At 59.5% G+C, this 20,922-nt stretch carries 18 protein-coding genes and 1 tRNA gene; 8 read left to right on the forward strand and 11 right to left on the reverse strand.

The annotated features are described in order from the left end of the window. Positions 1–20 precede the first annotated feature (20 nt). The 3 genes from rcsB to MC269_RS05775 are packed head-to-tail and all read right to left on the reverse strand — an operon-like array spanning position 21 to position 4,502. Positions 21–671 (reverse strand): response regulator transcription factor RcsB, encoded by a 651-nt coding sequence (rcsB, locus tag MC269_RS05765; protein WP_239954389.1) that lies wholly within the window; start codon positions 669–671, stop codon positions 21–23. 1 nt (position 672) lies between these two features. Next, on the reverse strand, positions 673–3,327 hold the full coding sequence (rcsD, locus tag MC269_RS05770; protein WP_081140409.1) for a phosphotransferase RcsD: 2,655 nt from the start codon (positions 3,325–3,327) through the stop codon (positions 673–675). 20 nt (positions 3,328–3,347) lie between these two features. After that, entirely contained in the window at positions 3,348–4,502 is a 1,155-nt protein-coding gene (locus MC269_RS05775) for an MFS transporter (RefSeq protein WP_239954390.1), read from the reverse strand. A gap of 808 nt (positions 4,503–5,310) precedes the next feature. On the opposite strand from MC269_RS05775, the gene ompC reads away from it, so the two are divergent. Further along, a complete protein-coding gene (ompC, locus tag MC269_RS05780) occupies positions 5,311–6,423 on the forward strand; it encodes a porin OmpC (protein WP_239954391.1) in 1,113 nt (370 codons plus the stop codon). A 25-nt stretch (positions 6,424–6,448) separates the two neighbouring features. On the opposite strand, the gene MC269_RS05785 is transcribed toward ompC, so the two are convergent. After that, on the reverse strand, positions 6,449–7,012 hold the full coding sequence (locus MC269_RS05785) for a TetR/AcrR family transcriptional regulator (protein WP_239954392.1): 564 nt from the start codon (positions 7,010–7,012) through the stop codon (positions 6,449–6,451). A gap of 104 nt (positions 7,013–7,116) precedes the next feature. Here MC269_RS05785 and MC269_RS05790 point away from each other — a divergent pair, with 104 nt between their 5' ends. From MC269_RS05790 to MC269_RS05805, 4 genes are all read left to right on the forward strand, one after another. Next, the gene (locus tag MC269_RS05790; protein WP_201789480.1) at positions 7,117–7,572 is read left to right on the forward strand and encodes a nuclear transport factor 2 family protein; all 456 of its coding nucleotides are present in this window, start codon (positions 7,117–7,119) and stop codon (positions 7,570–7,572) included. Positions 7,573–8,098: 526 nt separating this feature from the next. Then, a complete protein-coding gene (apbE, locus tag MC269_RS05795; protein WP_081140414.1) occupies positions 8,099–9,130 on the forward strand; it encodes an FAD:protein FMN transferase ApbE in 1,032 nt (343 codons plus the stop codon). A gap of 9 nt (positions 9,131–9,139) precedes the next feature. After that, a complete protein-coding gene (alkB, locus tag MC269_RS05800) occupies positions 9,140–9,781 on the forward strand; it encodes a DNA oxidative demethylase AlkB (protein ID WP_239954393.1) in 642 nt (213 codons plus the stop codon). Between the two features lie 79 nt (positions 9,782–9,860). Continuing rightward, positions 9,861–11,531, forward strand: a complete 1,671-nt coding sequence (locus MC269_RS05805) for a multidrug ABC transporter permease/ATP-binding protein (protein ID WP_239954395.1) — start codon at positions 9,861–9,863, stop codon at positions 11,529–11,531. A 122-nt stretch (positions 11,532–11,653) separates the two neighbouring features. Here the strand turns inward: MC269_RS05805 and MC269_RS05810 are convergent, their stop codons facing one another. From MC269_RS05810 to MC269_RS05830, 5 genes are all read right to left on the reverse strand, one after another. Next, complete coding sequence (locus tag MC269_RS05810) at positions 11,654–12,391, reverse strand: 4'-phosphopantetheinyl transferase (protein WP_239954396.1); 738 nt, start codon at positions 12,389–12,391, stop codon at positions 11,654–11,656. Between the two features lie 61 nt (positions 12,392–12,452). After that, positions 12,453–12,656: a hypothetical protein gene (locus MC269_RS05815; protein WP_033750392.1), complete on the reverse strand. Its 204-nt coding sequence runs from the start codon at positions 12,654–12,656 to the stop codon at positions 12,453–12,455. Positions 12,657–13,135: 479 nt separating this feature from the next. Further along, positions 13,136–13,212 (reverse strand) — tRNA-Pro (locus MC269_RS05820). Between the two features lie 71 nt (positions 13,213–13,283). Continuing rightward, positions 13,284–15,038 carry an LPS biosynthesis-modulating metalloenzyme YejM gene (yejM, locus tag MC269_RS05825; RefSeq protein WP_239954397.1) on the reverse strand — a complete coding sequence of 585 codons (1,755 nt, stop codon included), beginning with the start codon at positions 15,036–15,038 and terminating at the stop codon, positions 13,284–13,286. Between the two features lie 22 nt (positions 15,039–15,060). Then, complete coding sequence (locus MC269_RS05830; protein WP_033750387.1) at positions 15,061–15,288, reverse strand: YejL family protein; 228 nt, start codon at positions 15,286–15,288, stop codon at positions 15,061–15,063. A gap of 158 nt (positions 15,289–15,446) precedes the next feature. Here MC269_RS05830 and yejK point away from each other — a divergent pair, with 158 nt between their 5' ends. Then, positions 15,447–16,451 carry a nucleoid-associated protein YejK gene (gene yejK, locus MC269_RS05835; RefSeq protein WP_239954398.1) on the forward strand — a complete coding sequence of 335 codons (1,005 nt, stop codon included), beginning with the start codon at positions 15,447–15,449 and terminating at the stop codon, positions 16,449–16,451. Between the two features lie 61 nt (positions 16,452–16,512). On the opposite strand, the gene rplY is transcribed toward yejK, so the two are convergent. Beyond that, positions 16,513–16,797: a 50S ribosomal protein L25 gene (gene rplY / locus MC269_RS05840; protein ID WP_081140420.1), complete on the reverse strand. Its 285-nt coding sequence runs from the start codon at positions 16,795–16,797 to the stop codon at positions 16,513–16,515. A gap of 130 nt (positions 16,798–16,927) precedes the next feature. Further along, complete coding sequence (locus tag MC269_RS05845; protein ID WP_081140421.1) at positions 16,928–18,682, reverse strand: DEAD/DEAH box helicase; 1,755 nt, start codon at positions 18,680–18,682, stop codon at positions 16,928–16,930. 164 nt (positions 18,683–18,846) lie between these two features. Here MC269_RS05845 and rsuA point away from each other — a divergent pair, with 164 nt between their 5' ends. Together rsuA and MC269_RS05855 are read left to right on the forward strand one after the other, a co-directional pair. Next, complete coding sequence (rsuA, locus tag MC269_RS05850; RefSeq protein ID WP_081140422.1) at positions 18,847–19,566, forward strand: 16S rRNA pseudouridine(516) synthase RsuA; 720 nt, start codon at positions 18,847–18,849, stop codon at positions 19,564–19,566. 10 nt (positions 19,567–19,576) lie between these two features. Further along, positions 19,577–20,773 (forward strand): Bcr/CflA family multidrug efflux MFS transporter, encoded by a 1,197-nt coding sequence (locus tag MC269_RS05855; protein WP_239954399.1) that lies wholly within the window; start codon positions 19,577–19,579, stop codon positions 20,771–20,773. Positions 20,774–20,922 lie beyond the last annotated feature (149 nt).

Here is a 20,922-nt window from a genome sequence, read left to right on the forward strand (position 1 = left end):
CGCGCCGCCTGACAGAGGCTTTAGTCTCTTTCTACCTGAGTGGCGCTGACAGAGGAGAGGTAGTTCAGCAGGGCGATATCGTTATCGACGCCCAGCTTCATCATCGCCGACTTCTTCTGGCTGCTGATGGTTTTAATGCTGCGGTTCAGTTTCTTGGCGATCTCCGTCACCAGGAAGCCTTCAGCGAACAGACGCAGCACTTCGCTCTCTTTCGGCGACAGACGCTTGTCGCCATAGCCGCCAGCGCTGATCTTCTCCAGCAGTTTCGCCACGCTTTCCGGCGTGTACTTCTTGCCTTTTTGCAGGGCAGCCAGCGCTTTCGGCAGATCGGTCGGCGCGCCCTGTTTCAGCACGATGCCTTCGATATCCAGATCCAGCACGGCGCTGAGGATTGCCGGGTTGTTGTTCATGGTTAGAACAATAATCGACAGATCCGGGTAGTGACGTTTGATGTATTTGATCAGGGTAATGCCGTCGCCATATTTCTCGCCAGGCATGGAGAGATCGGTGATCAGAACGTTGGCGTCGAGTTTTGACAAGCTGTTAATCAGTGCTGTTGAGTCTTCGAACTCACCTACAACGTTGACCCATTCAATTTGTTCCAGAGATTTTCGGATACCGAAAAGAACAATTGGATGGTCATCGGCAATAATTACATTTAAGTTATTCATCTTATTGGTTACCTTGCTGCAGCAGTTCATTGACGTAAGTGTCGATGTCACTGGTGGTATTTGTAATGTTTGAATCGTCACATGCTTTGATGTGCTGTTCTAACTCTTCACAAAGCTGTTTGCCCGGCGTCAGGTTAAGCATGGCAAACACGCCTTTCAGGCGATGCGCTGTCTGAGCAAGCATGGCGTAGTCCTTTTCCGCCGACTCAGTATACAGTCTCTTTACATCAGGCGGTACTGTCTCGGTAAACAGCTGGAAATAGCCGCCGCTGAGCAGCGGGGTTAACTCCTCGTCCTCTGTACTCTCCTCCATTGAATCATGGGCCAGCTGATTCTCAATCAGGGCCAGCAGCGCATCCTGCAGCGCGTTGCTGAGATTGAAGTTGACCCGATATTGCCGATCGTTTAGCGCATGGTGACCCAGCTCATCTTCCGCCAGCAGCAGCGCCCAGCCGCTCAGCCTGGCCGGATCGTCGGTCACCAGTACGTCATGTTCCTGGCCTGACAGCCGCTCTTCGGGCGTCAGGCAGCGCGCGCCCCAGTTCTCCAGATGGCGACAGACGATTTTGTGCACGTCCTCAACCGCGATATCGATTAGCGCGGTCACGCCGTCCAGCAGTTTCTCCTCTTCCTCTTCCGGCCGCGGCTCCAGCGCCAGCGGAAGCTGAATGTTATAGCGCGTGCCGATATCCGGTTTGGCGATAATCTCCAGGCTGCCGCCCATCTGCTTGCAGAGCTGTTTGCAGAGGAAAAAGGCCATGCCCGACGCCTGACCGTAGCGATCCTGGCTGGTTTCGCCGAGGAACGGGAAGTCAGCGTTGGCCAGCTCGTCGACGCTCAGTCCCGCGCCGGTGTCCACCAGCTGGATCAGCAGGCGGTCCGGATGCGCCTCGTCGGCGCTGACCGTCAGGGAAATCTTGCCCCAGCGCGTGGTGGTCAGCGCATAGTGCATCAGCGTGGCGAGCACTTTACGCAGCGCGCGGCGGTCGCCGAAGCGCTGCTCATCGTTGGGCTGCTGATTGTTCACCACCAGCGACAGCCCTTTGCGGCGCATCAGCGGCAGGCTCTCCAGCGCGATCTCGTCCAGCAGCTCCTGCAGGTTGAAGCGGCTGGCGTCGGGCGACCAGTCGTGCGCCTCCAGCCGGTTAAGCAGCACGATATCGTCAACCAGCCGCGCCAGGCCCTGGCTTTCGTCCAGCAGATCCAGCACCGTTTCATCTTCGTCGCGCTGGCTGAGCTGCACCAGCTGCGCCACCACCTTTTCCAGCGGCCGGTTCAGGGCATGGCCGAGGTTTTGCAGCAGCTGCTGCCGCATCTGATGGTTGCGATCCAGCACCTGCTGCGCCTTCTGCAGCTTTTTATTCACCAGCAGCTCGCGATCCTGATCGCGCATTAAAAACAGCTGGGTATGCGGCGACAGCACGCTGCGCGCATGGCGGATCTCATACACTTCGTTATTGATGGTCGCCTGCAGCACGCCCTGATGCTGGTCGGACATATTAATGATCTTTTGCAGATTCAGATGCGGCAAAAGATGTTCCGCGATCTTATTGCTGAGGATGGTGCGGTTGCTGGCGAAGTCATAGACCAGCAGGCCGACCGGCAGGCTGGCGACGATCTCTTCATTCAGCACGCGCAGCGAGTCCAGCTCTGCGCTCTGGTTTTCGCTCGGGCGCAGCGACTGCTGGCGCAGCAGGGTCATGCCGGCGAAAGAGAGCAGAAACAGCAGCAGGTTCACCAGTAGCGGCCACAGCAAATTATGCAGCGTGTCGACGATCAGGCTGGTCAGCGGCACGCGATAGACCAGCTGCAGCGGCGTGCTCGGCAGCGTGGCGGCGATCTCCAGGTTAGGGTTCACCAGGGCGATCTGCGTGCTTTCGTTCTCTTCCTGATCGCTGGCGGCGGCCGGCGTGGCGTCCTGGCGCAGCTGGAAGTTCTCTAGCGGCATATTTTGCGGGATCAGATCGTTAAGCGGCAGGTCGAAAGCCACCACCGTCGCCAGATGGCCCGGCTGGTTAAAGGTGGTGCGCAGCGTAAAGTAGTGATCGTTCTGAAAGGCGAAATGGCGCAGCGGCGAGAAGCTTTCGCGCTCGTCCAGTGCGTTCGCCTGCTGCAGCATCTCGGCGCGGCGGCCATCCACCAGCGAACTGATGGCGCTCTCTTTATAACGCGTCGCCATATCCTTCAGCGGCAGCGTTGAAATCATAATCAGGCTGTTGTCCTGCCCGTTGAGAAAGTACATCGACCAGGTCGGGTTTTCGGCGCCCCACAGCGTATCGAGATAGCTCGACATGCGCATGGTCATATCGAGCGTGCTGCCGTCGTGCGAGCCGAAGATCAACGCCTCGGTCTTACGGCGGGTTTTCTCCAGATAGTAGACGTCCGGGCGCAGCCGCGTCTCCTGCAGGCTGCTGTTGGGCGAGCTGCCCGCCGCGCTGGTGGCGAGATTCTCATAGATTTGCCAGGTGGCGAAGCGGTAGGCGTCGATGCGCTTTTGCGTCGCGCGCGCCAGATCGGTCATGGCGTAGCGTTTCTCGGTCAGCCAGGCATTGACCGAGTTATGCACCATAAAGCCCAGCGCCAGCAGCAGCACCAGATTGAAAACCACAAAAAAGCGGGTGACATTGCCGGATGTCAGCGGGAACTTATACAACATAGTGTTTCAGGCACCTGAAATCATCGCGCAACCAGTCGGGCACTGGCGGCCACAGCCAACAGCAGCAGCGCGATGAGCAGAAAGGCACCGCTGAGGCTCAGCCATTGAGAAATAAATCCGATTAAAGCCGGACCTGAGAGAATACCCGCATATCCCAGCGTTGTCATGGCGGAAATCCCCAGATTTGCCGGCATATCCTGTTGATTCCCGACGGCATTGAACAGCATCGGCACGGTATTGGCCAGGCCAAAGCCCACCAGCAGAAAGGCGAGCAGCGCCGCCTGCGGCGAGGGAAGAAAAACCGCCATCGCCAGCCCGGCCGACGCCGTCAGCGCGCCCGCCAGCATTACGGGAAAACGGCCGAAGCGCTGGATGATGCTGTCGCCGGTCAGGCGGCCGAGTGTCATCGCCACGGAGAAGACGGCGTAGCCCAGCCCGGCGTGGGCGGTCGACATGCCGGGACGCTGCAGCAGCAGCAGCGCGCCCCAGTCGAGCACCGCGCCTTCGGCAAGAAACAGAATAAAGCAGAGCAGGCCGAGAAAGGCGACGAAGCCGCGCGGCACCACCAGCCACGGCTGATCGGGCTGATGCAGACGCGTGCTCATCAGCGTTGGCAGGCTGGCGAACAGCAGCAGCAGCATCAGCAGCAGCACCAGCGCCACCGAGAGCAGCGGCGATAGGCCGACGCTCAGCAACAGGCTGATCGCGCCCGCGCCGAGAATGCCGCCGAGGCTAAAGAAGCCGTGAAAGCCGGACATCATCGGCCTGCGCGCCGCTTTCTCCACCTCGACCGCCTGCACGTTCATCGCCACGTCCAGCATGCCCAGCCCGGCGCCGAACACAATCAGCGTCGCCGCCATCATCCACATCACCTCCAGCGTCGCCAGCAGCGGCAGGGTCGCCAGCACGATCAGCGTGGAGAGGAGCATCACGCGGCGGCAGCCGAAGCGTCCCACCAGCGATCCGGTCAGCGGCATCGCCGCCAGCGATCCCATGCCCAGACAGAGCAGCAGAGCGCCGAGCGACGCGCCGCTGAGCTGCAGACGCTGGCTGGCGAACGGCACCAGCGGCGCCCAGGAAGACATGCCAAGGCCGGCGATAAGAAAAACCGTGCGTGTTCCCAGCGCAACACGACTGTGAAGTTTTCCGGGTGATGCGGCGTCCAGTGCGGTCATAGTGTTATTCATGAGTATCAAAGCGACGAAGTGTAGCATCAAAGCCGCAGCCGCATGCGCGCTCGATCGGCGTCAGCCCGGCGTAAGTTGACAATAAAATGCGCATTTTAACGACTTTTGCCGGACCGCTGTGCTTTTCCAGAACTTTCCTGGCAAACAGGCAGCGTCAAAAAAGCAGGCGGGCGCTTTAGCGACGTACCGTGTGGCAGCGAACAGAAATAAGCCGCCGAAGAGGCGCTTTATTACGGTGATAAATTAAGTGGGGAAATATTCATCCGCTAAATTAACCTGACGTGCGATTATTAGCGATTAACGGCAAAAAGAAGCGGCGTTATTTTAACCCGGATAATTAACATTATCGGCAGCGGGCAGGAGAGGGTAAATTACGGACAAAAAAAAGCCGGACATACAGGTCCGGCAGGAATAATTAGGGTAAACATCTCATTCGGGGTGAATGAAGGTAATAATGAAATAAATGATGATAGCGGGATCTATTGTATTACCAGATGGTGAATATGTTTTATCATTCAGTGCTCAGATGGAACCTCATGTAACGCACTGAAAGTAATAGTTTAAAATATCGTTTGATATTTTGTGCGATAATTTTTACCGATACGTGCTGGTTATTCATTCCGCAATATTTACATTCGGAAATAACTGTTTCGCATTATGCAACAGTTTTGGAAATTTCGTAGCATTTTCGTGATAGCTTATTGCCCTTTATAAAAACACAATGGCGTGCCGGCTGAATTTTAAACATTCAGCATGCAGTGGCAAAAAAATAAGGCACATAACAGAGGGCAATAAAATGAAACGTCGCGTTCTCTCCCTGATGATCCCTGCGCTGCTGGTTGCAGCGGGTTCTGCAAGCGCAGCGGAAATTTACAACAAAGACGGCAACAAATTAGACCTGTTTGGTAAAGTAGATGGTCTGCACTATTTCTCAGATAACGACGGTAATGACGGCGATCAGTCTTACCTGCGCTTCGGTTTTAAAGGCGAAACCCAGATTTCCGAACAGCTGACCGGTTACGGCCAGTGGGAGTACCAGGCAGCGCTGAACACCGCGGAAAGCGAAGGCACCGCTAACAGCTACACCCGCGTTGGCTTCGCCGGTATCAAATTCGGCGACGCCGGCTCGTTCGACTACGGCCGTAACTACGGCGTGGCGTACGACATCGGCGCATGGACCGACGTCCTGCCAGAGTTCGGCGGCGACACCTACGGCGCGGACAACTTTATGTTCCAGCGCAGCAACGGCCTGGCGACCTATCGCAACTCCAACTTCTTCGGTCTGGTGGATGGCTGGAACTTCGCCGTGCAGTATCAGGGTAAAAACGACAATCCGAGCCGCGAAACCTCTGGCCGTGACGTGCTGGGCGAGAATGGCGACGGCTGGGGTCTGAGCACCACCTACGATCTCGGCTCTGGTTTCGGTATCGGCGCGGCGATGTTCTCATCGGATCGCACCAACAACCAGAACGGCGGCGATCCGGCTATTCTGGGTCGCGGCGACAAGGCAGAAGTCTACACCGGCGGCCTGAAGTATGACGCCAACAACATCTACCTGGCGGCGATGTACAGCCGTTCCTTTAATGCGACGCGCTTCGGCTCCTCCAGCGATGACGTTTACGGCTTCGCAGATAAAGCGGACAACTGGGAGCTGGTGGCGCAGTATCAGTTCGACTTCGGCCTGCGTCCGTCTCTGGCGTTCGTGACCTCACGCGGCACCGACATTCAGAACTGGGGCAAACAGAACCTGAAAAAATATGTTGATGTCGGCGCGACCTACTACTTCAACAAAAACATGTCGACCTACGTTGATTACCAGATCAACCTGATGGACGACAACGACTTCACCGACGCGGCTGGCATCAATACCGATGACACCGTGGCGCTGGGTCTGGTTTATCAGTTCTAAACCGCCCAGGAGCGTAGCCTGCGGGCTACGCTCCCGCTGGCAGGATCGCCGCCAGCGCGGCCGTCATATCCGCCGCGATCCTCTCTGATTTTTCCCCCAGCTGCGCCCGCACGATGGCACCTTCTGCCAGCAGCATAATCTGTCCGCTTTTCCACCGTTCGCTTTCTGCCAGCTTCAGCGCGATCGTCTCTGCCATCTCCCGCTTATGCTGCTGGATCAGCTCGGTCACTTCGGGCAGGCTCTCGCCCAGCTCGGCGCTGGCGTTGATAAAGGCGCAGCCGCGAAAGTCCGCTTCGTCGAACCAGCTTTTCAGCGCAGCGGGCAGCGCGTCGCGCAGCGCAGGCGTGCTATTCAGCGCCTGCTGAAAGCCGGCCATCCAGCGCTGATGCCGCTGCGCCAGCACCGCTAAAATAAGCTGATTTTTGCTGGGAAAATGGCGGTAAAAGGTGACCTTGGTGACGCCCGCCTCGGCGATCACCCGATCGATGCCGGTGGCGCGAATGCCCTGCTGATAGAACAGCCGCTGCGCTGTGACGAGGAGGCGGTCGCGGGCGGCGGCATCGGGATCGAACGGGAGCGGAGCGAGCATAATCAATCCTGGTAAATTTGAGTAGACAGAATTGTCTACATGCAGCAGAGTAATGCAAGTAGACAAACCTGTCTACATGCCAACAACCTTTACAGGAGATAACAATGCTGCTTCCTCCGTTTAACCAACAGAGTGCCACAGAGAAAGTGCGTATGGCGGAAGACGCCTGGAACAGCCGCGATCCGCTGCGGGTTGCGCAGGTTTACAGTCTGGATACGCGCTGGCGCAACCGCAGCGAAGAGGTACAGGGGCGTGATGCGGTGGTAGCGTTCCTCAGCCGTAAATGGGCGAAAGAGCTGGATTATAGACTGATCAAAGAGCTGTGGGCATGGCATGAGGATCGGCTGGCGGTGCGCTTTGCCTATGAGTGGCATGACGACAGCGGCAATGTGTTCCGCAGCTATGGCAACGAAAACTGGCGCTTCGGCGCGGATGGCCTGATGGTGGAGCGTTTCGCCTGCATCAACGATTTGCCGATTGAGGCCAGCGAACGTTTGTTCCACTGGCCGCTCGGCAGACGGCCGGACGACCATCCCGGCCTGAGCCAACTGGGCCTCTAATCAGGCAGAAAGCGCGCGCTTCCGCCTGGTCGTCCGTGGCGTTTTGGGCTGCGGCGGCGCGCTGCCCTCAAATCCCGTGCCCGCCAGGGTAAAGGCGGAAAAACTCAGCCACTGCTGCCACTGATTCAATTCTGACGATGATTTACGCATGCTGCACCTCCCGGAAATAAACCCGGGTTAAACCGTGCAGCTTTCATGCCAGCTTAATGGCTCTCACAGCCACGGATGCGTCGCTGATTTTGCTACACTGCCGCAGCATTTTGGTGCAGGCGCTGCTCAGCGCTGGCGCGCAGCGCCGTAGTTAAGCCGCTTTTGCCGCCGCTGCTGCAGCGCTTTAACCACGCTGAAAATAAAAACGCCGCCTGCAAGGACGAGAGTCAGATAGATCATAGATGCCTCCTGTTATCGGCCGGAACAGGCCAGATGCTGCGCCAGGCCGCGCGGGTTGACAACCCGCTTTTGATTATTTTACCAACGATTTATGCTTTGTTTCGCGCTGGAACACAGCGTTACAGATGAGAGAAGAATGCGATACTGGAATATTCTGCTAATGACACTGGCGGTTGGCGCGCTCAGCGCCTGCGATAAGCCGCCACAGGCGACGGTGCTGGAAGGAAAAACCATGGGCACGGTGTGGCGCGTCACGCTGGCGGGCGTCGACGCCGCGCGCCAGCCGTCGCTGCAGCAGGCGATCCAGCAGCAGCTCGATCAGGATGACCAGACGCTCTCTACCTGGAAACCTGACTCCGTGCTGTCGCGCTTTAACCGCTATCAGGGCAGCGCGCCGCAGCCGGTGAGCGCCGACATGGCGGATATCGTCACCGAGGCGCTGCGCATCGGCGCAGCAACCCACGGCGCGATGGATATCACCGTGGGGCCGCTGGTCAATCTGTGGGGCTTCGGTCCGGCGAAACCGCCCGCGCATACCCCGACAGATGCGGAGATCGCCGCCGCAAAGGCGCAAACCGGCCTGGCGCACCTGCGGGTGATCGAAACGGTAGAAGGGCAGTGGTTGCAGAAAGATCTGCCCGGTCTCTATGTGGATCTCTCTACCATGGGTGAAGGCTACGCCACCGATCATCTGGCGCGTCTGATGGAGCGCGAAGGGATCAATAACTATCTGGTGTCGGTGGGCGGCGCGGTGCTGAGCCGCGGCCGCAACGCGCAGGGCCAGCCGTGGCGCGTGGCGATCCAGAAGCCCACCGATAGCGAGAACGCCGTACAGGCGCGCGTCGATCTGCAGGGGCACGGCATCAGCACCTCGGGCAGCTATCGCAACTATTATGAACTGGATGGCAAACGCATTTCGCACGTGATCGATCCAGCGACCGGGCGTCCCATCGAGCATAAGCTGGTCTCCGCCACGGTGATTGCCACCACGGCGCTGGAGGCGGACGGCTGGGACACCGGCCTGATGGTGCTGGGCAGCGAAAAGGCGAAAGCGCTGGCGCTGCAGCAGCATCTGGCGGTTTACCTGATCAGCAAAGAGGGCGATAAATTCGTCAGCTGGATGTCGCCGCAGTTTTCCGCTTTTCTGATTGACGACAACGCGAAGTAAGGAGCAACCATGCTGGACCTGTTTAGCGATGAAGCACCCTGGCAGGAGCCGCTGGCCGACGGTGCGGCGATCCTGCGCCGCCGCGCGCGCGATGACGCCCCGGCGCTGATGGCGGCGATTCTGGCGGTGGCGCAGCAGAACCCGTTTTATCACCGCATCACGCCGGGCGGCCATCGTATGTCGGTGGCGATGACCAACTGCGGCGACTTCGGCTGGTCGAGCGATGCGCGCGGCTATCAGTACAGCGAACAGGATGCGGAGAATGGCCGTAAATGGCCGCCGATGCCGCCGCTGTTGCGTCAGCTGGCGCTTGACTGCGCGCGCGAGGCGGGTTTTCCGCAGTTCAATCCCGACGCCTGTTTGATTAACCGCTATGAACCAGGGGCGAAGCTGTCGCTGCATCAGGACAAAGATGAGAAAGATCTGCGTCAGCCGATCGTGTCGGTGTCGCTGGGCCTGCCTGCGGTGTTTCAGTTCGGCGGCTTCGCGCGCGGCGACGCCACGCAGCGCGTGCTGCTGGAGCACGGCGACGTGGTGGTCTGGGGCGGGCCGTCGCGCCTGCGCTATCACGGCATTTTGCCGCTCAAGCCTGGCGATCATCCGCTGACCGGCGCCTTTCGCTACAATCTGACCTTCCGCCGCGCCTTCTAGGCGCGGTTGCGAATAACTATTGCTATCATTCCGCATCGCTTTAAACTGCTGGCTGCTTTCCTGACTGCTGGACCTCTGTATGGCGTTGCTCAACGTTGTTTTTCACCAGTTTCGCTGGCCTTTTATTGGCGTCATTCTGCTGACGCTGCTTAGCGCCGTGCTCGGCATCGCCATGATCGCCTATATCAACAGCGAAATGATCTCGGCCATCAATAGCTCTTTCTCCGTGCTGCTCGGCTTTTTGCTACAGCTGGTGCTGCTGATGGCAGTCACGCTCGCCGCCCAGCTGGCGCTGACGCTGCTGGGACACCGCTTTGTCTGGCGGCTGCGCGGCGAATTTATCAAACGCATACTGGATACGCGCGTCGAACGGCTGGAGCAGATCGGTAACGCGCAGCTGCTGGCAGGACTGACCAGCGACATCCGCGCCATCACCATCGCCTTTGTGCGCCTGCCGGAGCTGATTCAGGGCGTCATCATTACGCTGGGCTCCGCGCTCTATCTCGCCTGGCTCTCGCCTAAAATGCTGCTGGTCTCCAGCCTGTGGATGGCGGTGACGCTGGTGGGCGGCTGGCTGCTGGTGTCGCGCGTCTACCGCCATATGGCGAAACTGCGCGAGGTGGAAGACGATCTCTACCGTGATTTCCAGACGGTGACGGAAGGGCGCAAAGAACTGCACCTGAACCGCGAGCGCGCCCAGCTGATCTACGAAACCGTTTATCAGGAGGATGCGAACGCCTATCGCCACCATATCGTGCGCGCTGACACCTATCACCTCAGCGCGGTGAACTGGTCGAATATCATGACGCTCGGCGCCATCGGCATGGTGTTTTTTATGGCCAACAGCCTGGGCTGGGCCAACACCGCGGTGGCGGCCACCTTCTCGCTGACGCTGCTGTTCCTGCGCACGCCGCTGCTGTCGGCGGTGGGCGCGCTGCCGACGCTGATCAGCGCCCAGGTGGCGTTCCGCAAGCTTAACGCCTTTGACCTCGCGCCTTATCAGGAGGGCTTCCATACGCTGCCGCCGCTGGCGGAGTGGCGCACGCTGGAGCTGCGCGACGTCCGGTTCCACTATGGGCAAAACGGCTTTGAGGTTGGCCCGATCAACCTGACGCTGCGGCGCGGCGAGCTGGTGTTTCTTATCGGCGGCAACGGCAGCGGCAAGTCAACGCTGGCGATGCTGCTGACGGGGCTCTATCAGCCGCACGGCGGCACGCTGCTGCTGGACGGCAAGCCGATCGGCGTGGACGAGCTTGACCGCTGGCGCAAACACTTCTCGGCGGTGTTTACCGACGTGCATCTGTTCGATCGGCTGATTGGACGGGAAGGCGTGCCGGCCAATCCTAAGCTGGTGCAGGCCTGGCTTGAGCGGCTGAAAATGCAGGACAAGCTGAAAATCGAGGGCAATAAAATCCTCAATCTGCAGCTGTCGAAAGGGCAGAGCAAGCGGGTTGCGCTGCTGCTGGCGGCGGCGGAGGAGCGCGACGTGCTGCTGCTGGACGAGTGGGCGGCGGATCAGGATCCGCATTTCCGCCGCATCTTCTACCGTGAACTGCTGCCCTGGCTGCAGGCCTCCGGTAAAACCGTCTTCGCCATCAGCCACGACGATCACTACTTTATCCACGCCGACCGTCTGCTGGAGATGCGCGAAGGCAAACTCAGCGAGCTGACCGGCCGCGAGCGCGACATGGCGACCCTCGACGCGGTGCAGCGCACCGACGTGGCTTATCAACAGGATGAAAAAGCTTAGCGGAAAGGGTTAGTGGCGCAGCGTCCGCTGCAGGCGTTAAGCTGACCTCAGCAAAAACAGCGGTTTTTGCCTCCCTGGAATATTTTCTGTCGTCTTGTGTTTGTACCGGCTTAGCCCCTTTGCTAAGCCGGTTTTTTATTGCCCGCCACAGGATGGGTCAGCAGCGTCAGCACCCGATCCGCCTCCAGCTGAAATTCCGCCTCCAGCCGCGTACCAGCGGTAAACTCTGCGCTAAAGCTGTGGTTTAGCGCGAGCACGGCTTTACCCGCGGCGAGATCTGCCTCCAGCAGGCTGGCCTGAAGGAAGTCCATCGGCTGATGCAGCTGCGGCCACAGTGCTTTATACAGGCTCTCTTTAAGAGAAAAGAGCAGGGTAGCAGCCGATGAAAAAGGCAGCGGCAGCGCGCACAGCCGCGCCTCCTCTTCAGCGCTCATCAGCACCGAGGCGGTCTCTTCGGCGGTGCGCAGACTCATCACGCTTTCGATGTCGACGCCGATGCAGCGCGGCTGCTGCGTTACGGCCAGCGCCACCGCGCCGTCGGTGTGCGACAGCGAGGCGCGCATGCCCGTGGGCCAGATGGGCGAGCGGTCGCTGTGGTTCTGCAATAAGAAGTCGGGGATGCCGAACCGGCCCATCACCTCGCGCGCGAGCCAGCGGCTGGCAAGGTACTCGGCGCGGCGCTTTTTTACCGCCTGTCGCAGCGCGGGCGGAACGGGCAGGTTCCAGTCGGCGGCAAAATGTTCTTCATAGCGGCTAAGGTCGAAGCGTGCCTGCGCCAGCGCGCAGTCGCCGCCGCGCAGCTGCGCGGAAACAATAAAGCCGCCTGGCGGAGGCGGCAGAGAGCGGTTCTGAAGATTCATGGGGTCCCACGGCAGCGCGCAAAAGGGCATTAAAGCAGCCCGCCATGGTCAGGGCAATCACCTAGTCGTTAGGCGGAATGGCGAAACCCTTTACGGAAACGACGAAATGGTGATGACCTTTGGTAATGCGTGCGCCGCGATCGCACCAGCGCGAGGCGAGGCGGAAAAAATCGTCGCTGCCGATGTTATAAGCCAGTTCCACTTTGCTGACGCCTGAGTGCAGCAGTTCTTCTGCATCCTGCAGGCTTTTCGCTTTGATAACCATAATGATATCCGTTGGCAATTCAGAGGCTACAGAATAAGGATTTTTTATGACATTTTTGTTTCAGTACGGTTAAGGAATGCGGCGGCTTGCGGTTTTTGTGAGGTCGATCGGGGGGAGTTGCACAGAGTAAGCGTTTGAAGGCATTAACAATAGTGAAGGAAAATGGCGATAATCCTAATTTACTTCCCGCACGGCAGGCATTAGAAAGGCCGCGCGAGGCGACCTTTGTGGGTTACTGCTTCTGATCCGGTTCAGGACGTTTATCGCCTGACTCGGGCGCGTTGTTTGGATCGTCTTTTTCAATGTAATGCATAAACTCTCCTCTTCGTTCCCCACACAGTGATGAGTATAGACCATGTTTCAGCGTACTGGGGATGGAAGGCAGGATGCAGAACGGGTGCGTCTGGGGACAAAGGGAGAAAAGGCTTACGACAGACATAAAAAAAGCAGCCTTAACAGGCTGCTTTAGTTGGGAATTTTGGTCGGCACGAGAGGATTTGAACCTCCGACCCCTGACACCCCATGACAGTGCGCTACCAGGCTGCGCTACGTGCCGAACAGTGGGGCTTAGTCTACTGTTTCTCTGGCGGAATGCAAGCAGCAGCCGTCTAACTGCCTCATAAATAATCAGTTAGCGATAAAACGCTTCTCTTCCGTCAGCACCTGCAGCAACAGCGCCAGCTGCGGCTTATGATCCTTCAGGGCGTTGCCCTGCGCGTCATAGGCGCGATAGCTGCCGTTATTGTTGAGCACCAGCGTTACCTGCGGCGTGGTCACCACCAGACGGTTATCCTCGCTGCTGGCGACCCAGTCATGCCGACGCTGCGCGGCGAACAGATCTTCCCCCTGCGAATAGTTCACCGGGCTGGTGCGCACGTGTAGCAGACGCTGCATCAGCGTCGCCATCACATCCTGATGGTCGGTCAGGCGGTCAATGGTCTGCGCCGGCGTATCCGGCCAGTGGATCACCAGCGGCACCTGCAGGTTGGCGCGGTTGCCCACGCTGCCGAGGTTGCCGTCCAGCGCAAGGCCCTGCTGCGCGGTGATCACCACCACGGTGTTTTTCAGCAGATCGCGCTGTTCCAGCGTGGCGAGCGCGTTGTGGATCTGATCGTCGATCGCCGCCGCCTGGCGCAGATAGCTGCGCTGACGCGTTTTCGCCGTCGTGCCGCTGAGATCCGCGCCGTCCAGCGCCAGCCAGGAGAACCACGGATTGCCGTCGCCTTTCTGGCCGTTCAGCCAGCTCTGCCACTGGGCGACCGTGCTGGCGTTAGGCTGGCTGTCGGTAGCGGGCAGGGTGTAATCGGTCAGCAACGCCTGGCGATAGAGCGGCTGGTTAAAGCCCTCCGACGAGAACAGCCCGAACTGATAGCCCTGCGCGCTTAAGGCGCCCAGCAGCGCCGACGGCATGCGCGCCGCCAGCACGCCGTCCATATAGCTGGCGGAAATGCCGTAGAACAGGCCGAACAGCCCTTTTTCCGGGATGTCGCCCGCGCTGTAGTGCTGGGTAAAGCGCAGGTTATCGCGGGCGAACTGATTAAGCTGCGGCAGGCTTTTTGCCATATCGCCGCCGTTCAGCCCTTTTACGGTGATCACCAGCAGGTTATTGCGCGTGCCGCCGTCGCGGAAGCTAATGTCGCTAAGCGGATACTGCACCGACACCGCCTCAGGATCGCCCTGCTGGATCAGGCGCTGCTGATAGGCCTGCGCGTCCAGCAGACCGTGACGCTCCAGGAAGCGGCGCGCGGTCATCGGATAAGAGAGCGGCAGGTTAGCGCGCTGCATGGTGATCGGGCGATAGAAGTTGGCGTCGGCCCAGATATAGAGCAGATGGCTGGCGAAGAAGGCGCAGATAAACAGCGCCGCCAGCGGCTTGCCGAACGAACGCCGGTTCAGGCTGCGCAGCTTCTGCCAGCTCCAGGTGGCGAACAGCATCTCCACCAGGAAAATCAGCGGCACGCTGATAAACATCAGCTGCCAGTCGCGCGCCATCTCGCTCTGGTCGGGGTTGACCACCAGCTCCCACACCACCGGATTGAGGTGGAGATGGAAGCGGTTGAACACCGCGCTGTCCACCATAATCAGCGTCAGGCCGACGGTGGCGATAATCGCCGACAGCACGCGCAGCAGCCGCTGCGACATCACCACAAAGGTGAGCGGGAAAATTGCCAGCAGATAGACGGCGAAAACAATAAAGCTGAAGTGGCCAATCCAGCTGCTGAAGGCGTAAACGCGCCCGGCGAGCGACGCAGGCCAGTCGGCGACCAACAGATAGCGGCTGCCTAAAATCAACGCGAAGAGAATATTAAACAGAGCAAACCAGTGCCCCCAGCTGATCATCTGGGAGACTTTTTCGCGGTAGCGCTGCCGGTTGGTTACCATATTATGCGGTCAAATCAGCTAATTAATGGGCGTTGTCGTCGCGCACGGAGGCCTGCAGGGCTTCCGCGAAGGAGCGGGCCAGCGAGCGGCGCTGCGCCGGCGCGACGTCGCTGTTGATGACGTTGGTCACCATATTTCCCAGCACCATCAGGGAAAGGTCGGTCGGTGCGTTGTCTTTCTGCAGCACCTGGGCCAGTTGCGCGAGGAGTTTTTCCACGCGTTCGTCGCTGTAGCGGGATGATTGTGGCATATCGTCGACTAATCTCGTTTCAAAAGGCGATATAGTACCGTAACAACAGGGTTTTTACCGCAATTTTATCGAAAGCGCATCGATCGGCTATCGCATGGAGTTGAAAGCCGATGCGGGCGGTGTTTGAATACGCGCCTGAACCAAAAGGAGAGTCTATCATGAGTCTGGATATCGACCAGATTGCCCTGCACCAGCTAATCAAACGCGACGAGAACCAGCTTGAGCTGGTGCTGCGCGATACGCTGCTGCCCGCCAACGCCACCGTGGAAGCGATGGTAGAAGAGCTGCACCGCGTCTACAGCGCCAAAAATAAAGCCTACGGTCTGTTCAACGAAGAGAGCGAACTGGCGGAGGCGCTGCGCAACTGCCGGAAGGGCAACGATGACTTCCTGGCGTTCAGCCGCGCGGCCACCGGCCGGCTGCGCGACGAGCTGGCGAAATATCCCTTCGCCGAAGGCGGCGTGGTACTGTTTGTTCACTACCGCTATCTGGCGGTGGAGTATCTGCTGGTGGCGGTGCTCAACAGCCAGAGCAGCATGCGCGTCAACGAGCAGCTGGATATCAGCAGCACCCACTATCTCGACATCAACCATGCGGATATCGTGGCGCGCATCGATCTGACCGAATGGGAGCTGACGCCTGACTCCACCCGCTATCTGACCTTTCTGCGCGGGCGAGTAGGGCGCAAGGTCGCCGATTTCTTTATGGATTTCCTCGGCGCCAGCGTCGGCCTCGACGCCAAAGCGCAGAACCGCGGCCTGCTGCAGGCGGTGGACGACTACTGCGCGGAGTCAGAACTCGACAAGAGCGAGCGGCAGAACTATCGCCAGCAGGTCTACAGCTACTGCAACGAGCAGCTGCAGGCGGGCGAGGAGATTGCGCTGGAGGATCTGTCGAAGGAGCTGCCGCCGCTGGGCGAGAAATCGTTTCAGGCCTTTACCCAGGAGCAGGGCTATGAGCTGGAAGAGCACTTTCCGGCGGATCGCAGCACGCTGCGCCAGCTGACCAAATTCGCCGGCAGCGGCGGCGGTCTGACGCTGAGCTTTGACGCCGCGCTGCTGGGCGAGCGCATCTTCTGGGATCCGGCCACCGACACCCTGACCATCAAAGGCACGCCGCCGAACCTGCGCGATCAGCTGCAGCGCCGCACCAGCGGCAAGTAGCCTTCCGCCGGGCAAAAAAAACGCCGCATACGCGGCGTTTTTTATCTCGATTCGCAGGCGATTACGCGCGCACGAAGTCGATGTGGTGCAGTTTTGGCTTGAACGGGTGACGCTGAACAGCCTGCACTTTAACTTTGGTTTCTTTTCCATCAGCAACAATGGTCAGAACGTCGGTGTAGAAACCAGGCTTCGCCTGCAGGTTCATCACGTTGTCGTGATCCAGTTCGATAGAAACAGCGGCTTCATTACCACCATAGATGATGGCCGGGAATTTGTTCGCTGTGCGCAGGCGGCGGCTCGCACCCTTACCCTGCTCTTTACGTACTTCTGCGTTGATAGTGAACATCGTAATGTCTCTTTAATAATTCCTGCTACAGGCGACCCAGCAGCAGGAGGGTTGTTCAAAGGCTAATGCGAATGCAAAAGCGGGCGGCAGTATAGCGGTAATGGGCGAGACGGGCAAATGATTCCGCCGTTTAGCGCAGCTCGTTGGCGCGGCGGAAGCGGCCCTGATAGTCAAACAGCTTCTCGCGCACCTGCCAGAACTGCCCTTTGGCGCGCGCCACCACGAAATCGGGATGGCGCAGCAGCGGCTGCAACGCCACCACGTCGGCGGCGGTTTGCCAGCCGAGCGGCACGCCAGGCGCGCGCTGATGCGGCCGCATAAACAGCTGCTCGAACGCCTTGCGCTGCGCCGGCGTGCGCAGGCGGAAGCGCTCGTCGACGCTGGTGCCGTCCTCGTCGAAATAGCTCGCCTTCAGCCATTCGCCTTTGTCGTCGCGGCCGTGGGTCAGCGTCATGCCGCCGCAGCGCAGCACCAGCGCGTCCTTCAGCTTCAGCGCCGCCTTCAGCATATCGTCGGGATCGACCAGTATCTTGTCGCACTGATGGCAGCGCCGCGCCGCGATATCGTTTTCCGCGCCGCAGTCGGGGCAGCTCTTAAAGCGGAAGCGAAAATCGCACTGCTCGCGGTGGCCTTCGTCATCTTCCAGCACCCCCTGACAGCGGCGGCCGAAGTGCTCGATAATCATGCCGTCCGCGGTGGTTTTGCCCCAGAAGGTGTTGGCGAAGCCGCAGGCGGGACAGAAAACCTGCACCGGCTCATTGTCGCTGGCGCCTTTCGGCGCGCCCACTTCTGGCGTAAAGAGATCGTGCGGGTTGCCGGCATAGTCGAGGATCAGGCAGCTGCTTTTGCCCGGCGACAGGCGCAGGCCGCGCCCGACGATCTGCTGATAAAGGCTCACCGACTCGGTGGGGCGCAAAATGGCGATCAGATCGACGTGCGGCGCATCGAAGCCGGTGGTCAGCACCGCGACGTTGACCAGAAACTTCAGCTGCTGCGCCTTGAACGCGGCGATGGTGGCGTCGCGCTCTTTTGCCGGCGTCTCTGCCGAAATCAGCGCGCTGTTGGCGGGCAGCAGCGACAGGATTTCGCGTGCGTGCTCCACCGTCGAGGCAAATACCATTACGCCGCGCCGATCTTCGGCGAACTCGACGATCTGGCTGATGATATGCGGCGTGACGCGCTGCTGCTGCTTCAGCTCGCGATTAAGATCCGCCTCGCTGAACAGGCCATTAGCCTGCGCCGTCAACCGGCTGAAGTCATACTGCACCACCGGCATATCGAGCCGCTCCGGCTCGACCAGAAAGCCGTGCTTGATCATATAGCGCAGCGGCAGCTCGTAGATGCAGTCGCGGAACAGCGCCTTTTCATCGCCGCGCACCATGCCGTGGTAGTGAAAGTGATAGATCCACCCTTTGCCGAGGCGGAACGGCGTCGCCGTCAGTCCCAGCAGACGCAGCTGCGGATTGTGCTGGCGCAGATGGCTGAAAATCTGCTGATACTGGCTGTTGTCGTCATCGCTGATGCGATGGCACTCATCGACGATCACCAGCGAAAAGGCGTTGTCGAACTGCGCCAGATTGCGCGCCACCGACTGCACGCTGCCGAACACCACCTTGCGCTGGCTCTCTTTGCGCTGCAGGCCGGCGGCGAAGATATCTGCCTCCAGACCGTAGGCCTGATATTTGCTGTGGTTCTGCTCCACCAGCTCTTTGACGTGCGCCAGCACCAGCACGCGTCCGCGCGCCAGTCGCGCCAGCTCGGCGATCACCAGACTTTTACCGGCGCCGGTCGGCAGCACGATCACCGCCGGTTCGGCGTGACGACGAAAATGGTTGAGGGTCGCGTTGACCGCGTCTTGCTGATAGGGACGTAGAGTAAAAGCCATGCTCGATCACTTTTGCGAAACCGGGCGAGATTATGCCATGAAAATGGATGAAACGCAGGAACGGCTCTGTGCGGCAGCCTCGGTTCGGGCTATACTTCCCGCACTTTTTCAACGGGTAAAACCCCGTTTCAGTTTCCCTCCGCAGTAACAGGCAAAGCGAATTCATGCGACTCGACAAATTCATCTCTCAGCAACTGGAAGTCAGCCGGGCTATCGCCGGCCGTGAAATCCGGGGGCAAAAAGTCACCGTTAATGGCGAAGTGGTGCGCGACACCGCCTTCAAAATTCTGCCCGAGCATGAGGTAGAGTATGACGGCAACCCGCTGCAGCTGCAGGTAGGGCCGCGCTACTTTATGCTGAACAAGCCGCAGGGCTATGTCTGCTCCACCGACGATCCCGATCACCCGACCATCCTCTACTTTATCGAAGAGCCGACCGCGTGGAAGCTGCACGCCGCAGGCCGTCTCGATATCGACACCACCGGTCTGGTGCTGCTGACCGACGACGGCCAGTGGTCGCACCGGATTACCTCGCCGCGTCATCACTGCGAGAAAACCTATCGCGTCACGCTGGAGCATCCCGTGGCCGCCGATGTGGCGCAGCAGTTCGCCGACGGCATTCAGCTGCACGGCGAAAAATCGCTGACGCAGCCGGCGCAAATGGAGGAGATTACCCCGACCGAGGTGCTGCTGACCCTCAGCGAAGGGCGCTATCACCAGGTGAAGCGCATGTTCGCCGCCGTCGGCAACCGCGTGATCGCTTTGCACCGCGAGCGCATCGGCGGCATCGTGCTGGATGAGGATCTGGAACCGGGCGAATATCGTCCGCTGACGGAAGATGAAATTAACAGCGTCGGCCTGCCCGACGAGTTAAAGCAGAAATAGCGGAGCGGCCGTGCGCAAGGACAAAAATTCAGCTGCAGGACTGGTGGTGATTCTGGGGTTGCTGGCGATGTTGATGCCGCTCTCCATTGATATGTATCTGCCCGCGATGCCGCAGATCGCCCGCGAATTCGGCGTGGCGGCGGGCAGCGTGCAGATGACGCTCAACCTCTATATCCTGGGATTCGCCATCGGCCAGCTGGTGTATGGCCCGCTGGCGGACAGCTACGGCCGTAAGCCGGTAATTGTGCTCGGCACGCTGATTTTTGCCTGCGCCGCGGCGGCCTGCGCGCTGTCGCAGTCTATCGATCAACTGATCCTGATGCGTTTTCTGCACGGCCTCTCCGCCGCGGCGGCCAGCGTGGTGATTAACGCGCTGATGCGCGACAGCTACTCGAAAGAGGATTTCTCGCGCATGATGTCGTTCGTCATGCTGATCACCACCATCGCGCCGCTGCTGGCGCCGATTATCGGCGGCTGGCTGCTGCTGGCGTGGGACTGGCACGCGATTTTCTGGACGCTGTCGATCGCCGCCCTGATCACCACGGTGATGGTGATGACCCAGATCCGCGAGACGCTCAGGCCAGAGCAGCGCCAGCGTTTTCACCTGCGCACCATGCTGGGCAACTTCGTCACGCTGTTTCGCCACAAGCGCGCCTTCAGCTATATGCTGGCGAGCGGCTTCTCTTTTGCCGGGCTGTTTACCTTTCTCAACGCCGGCCCGTTCGTCTATATCGAGGTCAATCACGTTTCGCCGCAGAACTTCGGCTACTACTTTGCGCTGAACGTGGTGTTTCTGTTTGTGATGACGCTGATTAACAGCCGCGCGGTGCGCCGCTTTGGTCCGCTGGCGATGTTCCGTGCGGGGCTGGTGATCCAGTTCGCGATGGGCGTCTGGCTGCTGGCGGTGAGCGCGCTGCATATGGGATTTATTCCGCTGGTGCTCGGCATCGCGATGTTTATCGGCTGCGTCTCGATGGTCTCCTCCAACGCCATGGCGGTGATCCTCGATGAGTTTCCCCATATGGCAGGCACCGCCTCGTCGCTGGCGGGCACCCTGCGTTTTGGCGTGGGCGCGCTGGTGGGCGCGCTGCTGTCGACTGCCAGCTTCAACAGCGCCTGGCCGATGGTCGGCACCATTGCGGCCTGCGCCACCTGTTCCATCCTTTTCTTTATCTACGCCTCGCGTCCCCGCGCAATCAAACGCTAACCCGGCCGTTCTTTAAGGCAGCTGACAAAGCCAGAAAAGCAGGGTGGCATGGTCCGAAGAGCAAAGCGTCCCGCGCCATGGACAAAAGCGCCGGGAGTGCTTTTGAACAACGCGCAGCGTTGGCCCGGTAACGGGCGCACCTCAGGGAT

Source organism: Pantoea sp. Z09 (genome assembly GCF_022394795.1).
GTDB lineage: Bacteria > Pseudomonadota > Gammaproteobacteria > Enterobacterales > Enterobacteriaceae > Pantoea > Pantoea latae.